The following is a 5,579-nucleotide window of genomic DNA, read 5'->3' on the forward strand; positions in this document are numbered from 1 at the left end:
AAAGTTGCACTTCAAATGCGAATCCGCCACCCCCCTTATTTCCGCATCTCAACCAACATCCGACACACGCCCAATCCTGCCGCTGCCAAGATTGCGGCAGCAAAGCCGATGTTGGAAATGCCCGCCCACACGGTAACGTAATGTCCCAAAAGCGCGCCGCCGCCGATGCCGACGTTGTAGAGGCCTGAGTAAATCGAGTTGGCTACATCCGTCGCATCCGAGGCAAAGTCCAATACTTTGGAGACCATGCCGAGGCTCAAGACGACGATGGCGATACCCCAGACAAACACCAGCGCGTAAACGGCTATCGGGTAAGCGGCAAGGGGCAGCAGGCAGAGCGTTGAAGCCATAATGACGGATACCGAGGTCATCAGGAATGCGCGCTGGTGTTTGGCAAACCATTTGCCGAACAGATACGACGCGGCAAACCCCGCCAGCCCGTACAGGCTCAAGACGATGGTCACTTGTTCGGGCGCGAAGCCGCCGGCTTGCAGGACGAAGGGTTCGATATAGCTGTATGCCGTAAAGTGGGCGGTAATCAGGAGAACGGTCAGCGCGTAGAGCAGCATGAGGTTTTTGCGCTTGAGCAATCCGGGCAGGCTTTTGAGCGAACCTGTGTTTACGCTGGGCAGCAGCGGCAGGTTTTTCGCCAATATGCCCATGACTGCCGCCGCGCAAAGTCCGATAAGCAAAAAGCTGAACTGCCAGCTTGAATGTTGCCCGATAACACGCCCCAGCGGGATGCCCGCCACCATCGCCATGACCGTCCCCGTACTGAGCAGCCCCAAAGCCTGATTGCCTTTACCCTGCGGCGCGACACGTACCGCCAGCGAGGCGGTAATCGACCAAAACACGGCGTGCGTCAGGGCGATGCCGATACGGCTGACGAGCAAGATTTCGAAACTTCGGGCGAAATAGGAAACGATGTGGCTGAGGGTAAAGAACGCGAAGAGGATGAGCAGCAGCTTTCGGCGTTCGATGTTTTTCGTTACCAGCATCAGCGGCAGTGACAGCAGCGCGACAATCCACGCATACACGGTAATCATGATGCCGACTTCGGTCGGCGGCATATTGAAGGTCGCACCGATGTCGCTCAATAGGGCAATCGGGATATATTCGGTGGTGTTGAAAATGAATGCGCCGACCGCCAGGGCGATGACGCTTAACCATTGCTTGTTTGTGTTTGCTGACATTGGGGTTTCCCTTTTTATATTTGTCTTCAAGATTTTATCGAATCTGTAATTATACTACTTTCAGACGACCTTCCTACTGCGACGACACAAATTTCCACCCTAGACGCTCCCGCATCATCGGCATACAATCTTTGCATGAACACCAAACGCCCCAAGCTCTCCCGTTTTGCCCACATTTACGGCATGAACGGGCAATTCATCCTGTTGGAACAGCATTCCGAGTGGATGCCGGTCAACGATGCCGACTACGACAATGCGCCCGCCTTGCCGGAGGGGTTCGTGTTTGCGGATGAAGCGTTCTATACGACCGACGGCAGCGTGCCGCCGCTTGTCCTGCCCGACAACATCAAAATCTTCAACGAAGAAGCGCGCAAACTCGAACGCCGCAGGCTCGATGCGCTGGCTTTGGAGGAGTTGGGCAAAAACCTCGCCGCCGCCCAAGCCGAGACCGACCTCGAAGCCCTGCTCGAAAAAATCGAATTTCATTTGAAACAAGACAATCTGTTCAAATAAAACTTTTCAGACGACCCTCCAAGCAGCAAAGGGGTCGTCTGAAAGATAAAATCGTTGACAATCCAAACCGATTTGGTACATTGTTCAACACTTATCAATCCCCGTTTCCCAACCGACAAAGGAGTCGAGAAGATGTTTTCAAAAAGCGTCAACCTAGCCCAATATGATCCGGAGCTGGCAGCCGCCATTGCCCAAGAAGACCAACGCCAGCAAGACCACGTCGAACTGATTGCTTCCGAAAACTACGTCAGTTGCGCCGTGATGGAGGCACAAGGTTCGCAATTGACCAACAAATACGCCGAAGGCTACCCCGGCAAACGCTACTACGGCGGCTGCGAATACGTCGATATCGTCGAACAGCTGGCAATCGACCGCGTCAAAGAACTCTTCGGTGCAGAATACGCCAACGTCCAACCCCATTCCGGCTCCCAAGCCAACCAAGCCGTGTACGCCTCCGTCCTCAAACCCGGCGACACCATCCTAGGCATGAGCCTCGCCCACGGCGGACACCTGACCCACGGCGCCAGCGTCAACATTTCCGGCAAACTCTACAACGCCATTACCTACGGCTTGGATGAAAACGAAGTCCTCGATTACGCCGAAGTCGAACGTCTCGCGCTCGAACACAAACCCAAAATGATCGTTGCCGGCGCATCTGCCTACGCCCTGCAAATCGACTGGGCGAAATTCCGCGAAATCGCCGACAAAGTCGGTGCCTACCTCTTTGTCGATATGGCGCACTACGCAGGTCTGATTGCCGGCGGCGAATACCCCAACCCCGTCCCATTCTGCGACTTCGTGACCACCACCACCCACAAAACCCTGCGCGGCCCGCGCGGCGGCGTGATTTTGTGCCGCGACAACACGCATGAAAAAGCGTTGAACTCTTCCATCTTCCCAAGCCTGCAAGGCGGCCCGCTGATGCACGTCATCGCCGCCAAAGCCGTTGCGTTCAAAGAAGCCCTGCAACCCGAGTTCAAACAATACGCGAAACAGGTGAAAATCAACGCCGCAGCGATGGCGGAAGAATTGGTCAAACGCGGTTTGCGCATCGTTTCCGGCCGCACCGAAAGCCACGTTTTCCTCGTTGACCTACAACCGATGAAAATCACCGGCAAAGCCGCCGAAGCCGCATTGGGCAAAGCAAACATCACTGTCAACAAAAACGCTATCCCCAACGACCCGGAAAAACCGTTCGTTACCTCCGGCATCCGCATCGGCTCCGCCGCCATGACCACGCGCGGATTTAACGAAGCCGACGCCCGAGTCCTCGCCAACCTCGTTGCCGACGTTTTGGCAAATCCTGAAGACGAAGCGAATCTGGCAAACGTCCGCAAGCAAATCACCGCACTTTGCGACAAATACCCCGTTTACGGCGCATAATCCGCTTGCCCGTTTAAGCATTGTGTAAAACGGAAAGGTCGTCTGAAAATCCTGAAAAAGGGTTTTCAGACGACCTTAATTTCTCATTTCAGACTACAATACCGAATTAAATTCTCTCATCAACCCGACGAACTCTGTCTCATCATAAAAGCAAGGAATACCCATGCACACCGAAGCCGTTTTAACCGTATTGAAAAACCTGCAAAACCAAATCTGCGCCGCGCTTGAGCAAGAAGACGGCGGGGCGGTGTTTGCGCGTGAAGAATGGACGGGCAAATTGGGCGTAGGCGAAACCCGCGTGTTGAAAAACGGCGCGGTATTCGAGCAGGCGGGCGTGAACTTTTCGCACGTGAAAGGCGACAAAATGCCCGCTTCGGCGACGGCGCACCGCCCTGAACTGGCGGGCGCGGCGTTTGAAGCGATGGGTGTGTCGCTGGTGATTCATCCGAAAAATCCGTATGTGCCGACCAGCCATGCGAACGTGCGCTTTTTTATCGCGTATCCGGAAGGCGGCGAGCCTGTGTGGTGGTTCGGCGGCGGCTTTGATTTGACGCCGTTTTATCCGTTTGAAGAAGATATTTTGCATTGGCACACGGTGGCGCGGGACGTGTGCGCGCCGTTTGGGGAAGCGGTTTATCCCGAGTTCAAAAAATGGTGCGACGAGTATTTTTACCTGAAACACCGCGGCGAAACGCGCGGCGTGGGCGGTTTGTTTTTCGACGATTTGAACCGTTGGGATTTCGACATATGTCTGAATTTCATCAAGGCAGTCGGCGAAGGCTATATTGAGGCGTATCTGCCGATTGTGGCGAAACGCAAAAACACGCCATACGGCGAACGCGAGCGCGATTTCCAGCTTTACCGGCGCGGGCGTTATGTAGAATTTAATTTGGTTTGGGACAGGGGCACGCTGTTCGGCCTGCAAAGCGGCGGACGCACGGAAAGCATTTTGATGTCCATGCCGCCTTTGGTGCGCTTCGAGTATCAATACGCGCCGGAAGAAGGTTCGCCCGAAGCGCGGCTGAACGAGTTTCTCACCGCCCGCGACTGGCTCTCGGAGATGAAATAATGGCGGATAAACAAAAGCCCGATGCTCATCCTTCGGACAAATTCATCCTTGCCATGATTGTCATGGCGGTGTTCCTGGTGATCATCATCGGCGGCGGATTTATCGCCGTAGAATATTTTAAGGCGCATCCCGAAGTGTTTGAATTGAAGCCGCCTGCAAAATAGTTTAGGAAGAAGGACAAAAGGTCGTCTGAAACTTTTCAGACGACCTTTTTCAGCTTTAAACCCCTTGTTTACAAAACAGCCAAAGCCGCGTCGTAATCAGGCTCGTTGGCGATTTCGGCAACCAGTTCGCTGTGCAGGACTTTGTCGTTTTCGTCCAAAACCACAACGGCACGCGCAGTCAGACCGCGCAACGGGCTGTCGGTCAGGGCGACGCCGTAATCGGCGGCAAAGCTGCTGCGGAATGTAGACAAGTTCACAACATTGTCCAAACCTTCCGCACCGCAGAAACGCGCTTGGGCAAACGGCAAATCGGCTGAAATGCACAGCACAACCGCGTTGTCCAAAGAAGACGCGCGTTGGTTAAATGTACGCACGGATTGGGCGCACACGCCGGTGTCGACGCTCGGGAAAATGTTCAATACTTTGCGTTTGCCCGCAAAATCCGCCAAAGTTTTGTCGGACAGGTCGGCAGCGGTCAGGTTGAATGCAGGCGCGGTTTGACCGACAGCGGGCAGGTCGCCGGAAGTATGGACAGGGTTGTCGTGGAAGGTAATTTGAGCCATAAGGGTTTCCTTTTTTAGGTTGACGAAAAATATTGACGAGGATAGAAGGTTTTTATCTATTTGCCAAGCGATACATAATTAAAGGCGATATGCTCAAAACAGGTCGTCTAAAATTTTCAGACGACCTTTGTCATGCCCGTTCACACCCATAGCCAAGCCCAAACGCTGCGCCCTTCGCCTTGCAGCAACACCAGCGTGCGGCAGGCGGAGGCTGTGTTCATACATTCCAACCCGATGCCGTGTGCGGCAAGTTCGGCGGCGATTTTCGGATGGAGGAACTGCTGCTTCTCTCCTGTGCCGATGATGATGACTTCGGGCAAATCATCTAAATCTGAGGTCGTCTGAAACAGGTCGGCGGCAGTCAGCTCGGACGGTGTTTGCGCCTTCATTGCTTCGATTTTGCCGTTGCGCCAGATGATGGGCGCGGTGTAGGTTTTGCCGCCCGCTTCGATTGCGCCCGCCCGATAAGCGGTCAGGCTTAGGGTTTCATCGGTTTTGTTTTCTTCAATCAGCATTTTTCTTCCGTTTCTTTCTCGGCTTAATATATCAATTTCAAACAGGCTTCCCGCCCTTTCGCCGCGTTCCGTAAAAAAGGTGCAAAATCAGGCAATTTCAGGTAGGATGGGCGACTTTAGCCTGCGTCTTCCGCCCTTGCAAAATCAGCATTATAGTGGATTAACTTTAAACCAGTACG

Annotated in this window: 7 protein-coding genes; 4 read left to right on the forward strand and 3 right to left on the reverse strand. The window is 53.9% G+C overall.

The genetic code is table 11. From position 1 onward, the window contains the following. Window positions 1–35: 35 nt before the first annotated feature. Window positions 36–1,193 (reverse strand): sugar transporter, encoded by a 1,158-nt coding sequence (locus tag HMPREF3066_RS07015; protein WP_003756355.1) that lies wholly within the window; start codon window positions 1,191–1,193, stop codon window positions 36–38. A 135-nt stretch (window positions 1,194–1,328) separates the two neighbouring features. Between HMPREF3066_RS07015 and HMPREF3066_RS07020 the strand changes: the two genes are divergently transcribed. The 4 genes from HMPREF3066_RS07020 (at window position 1,329) to HMPREF3066_RS13135 (ending at window position 4,322) form a co-directional block, all read left to right on the forward strand. Continuing rightward, window positions 1,329–1,706, forward strand: coding sequence for a hypothetical protein (locus HMPREF3066_RS07020; protein ID WP_049226202.1), 378 nt, complete (start codon window positions 1,329–1,331; stop codon window positions 1,704–1,706). Between the two features lie 132 nt (window positions 1,707–1,838). Then, window positions 1,839–3,089, forward strand: a complete 1,251-nt coding sequence (gene glyA / locus HMPREF3066_RS07025) for a serine hydroxymethyltransferase (protein WP_003756352.1) — start codon at window positions 1,839–1,841, stop codon at window positions 3,087–3,089. 163 nt (window positions 3,090–3,252) lie between these two features. Further along, window positions 3,253–4,158 carry an oxygen-dependent coproporphyrinogen oxidase gene (gene hemF, locus HMPREF3066_RS07030; protein WP_070441517.1) on the forward strand — a complete coding sequence of 302 codons (906 nt, stop codon included), beginning with the start codon at window positions 3,253–3,255 and terminating at the stop codon, window positions 4,156–4,158. Beyond that, entirely contained in the window at window positions 4,158–4,322 is a 165-nt protein-coding gene (locus HMPREF3066_RS13135) for a hypothetical protein (RefSeq protein ID WP_003742700.1), read from the forward strand. Before hemF ends, HMPREF3066_RS13135 begins: the two co-directional genes overlap by 1 nt. 68 nt (window positions 4,323–4,390) lie before the next feature. Here the strand turns inward: HMPREF3066_RS13135 and tpx are convergent, their stop codons facing one another. Both tpx and HMPREF3066_RS07040 read right to left on the reverse strand, forming a co-directional pair. Beyond that, the gene (tpx, locus tag HMPREF3066_RS07035) at window positions 4,391–4,885 is read right to left on the reverse strand and encodes a thiol peroxidase (RefSeq protein ID WP_070441520.1); all 495 of its coding nucleotides are present in this window, start codon (window positions 4,883–4,885) and stop codon (window positions 4,391–4,393) included. Between the two features lie 140 nt (window positions 4,886–5,025). Then, window positions 5,026–5,400 carry an Mth938-like domain-containing protein gene (locus HMPREF3066_RS07040; RefSeq protein ID WP_070441524.1) on the reverse strand — a complete coding sequence of 125 codons (375 nt, stop codon included), beginning with the start codon at window positions 5,398–5,400 and terminating at the stop codon, window positions 5,026–5,028. Window positions 5,401–5,579 lie beyond the last annotated feature (179 nt).

The organism is Neisseria sp. HMSC03D10 (assembly GCF_001807625.1).
GTDB classification, from domain to species: domain Bacteria; phylum Pseudomonadota; class Gammaproteobacteria; order Burkholderiales; family Neisseriaceae; genus Neisseria; species Neisseria mucosa.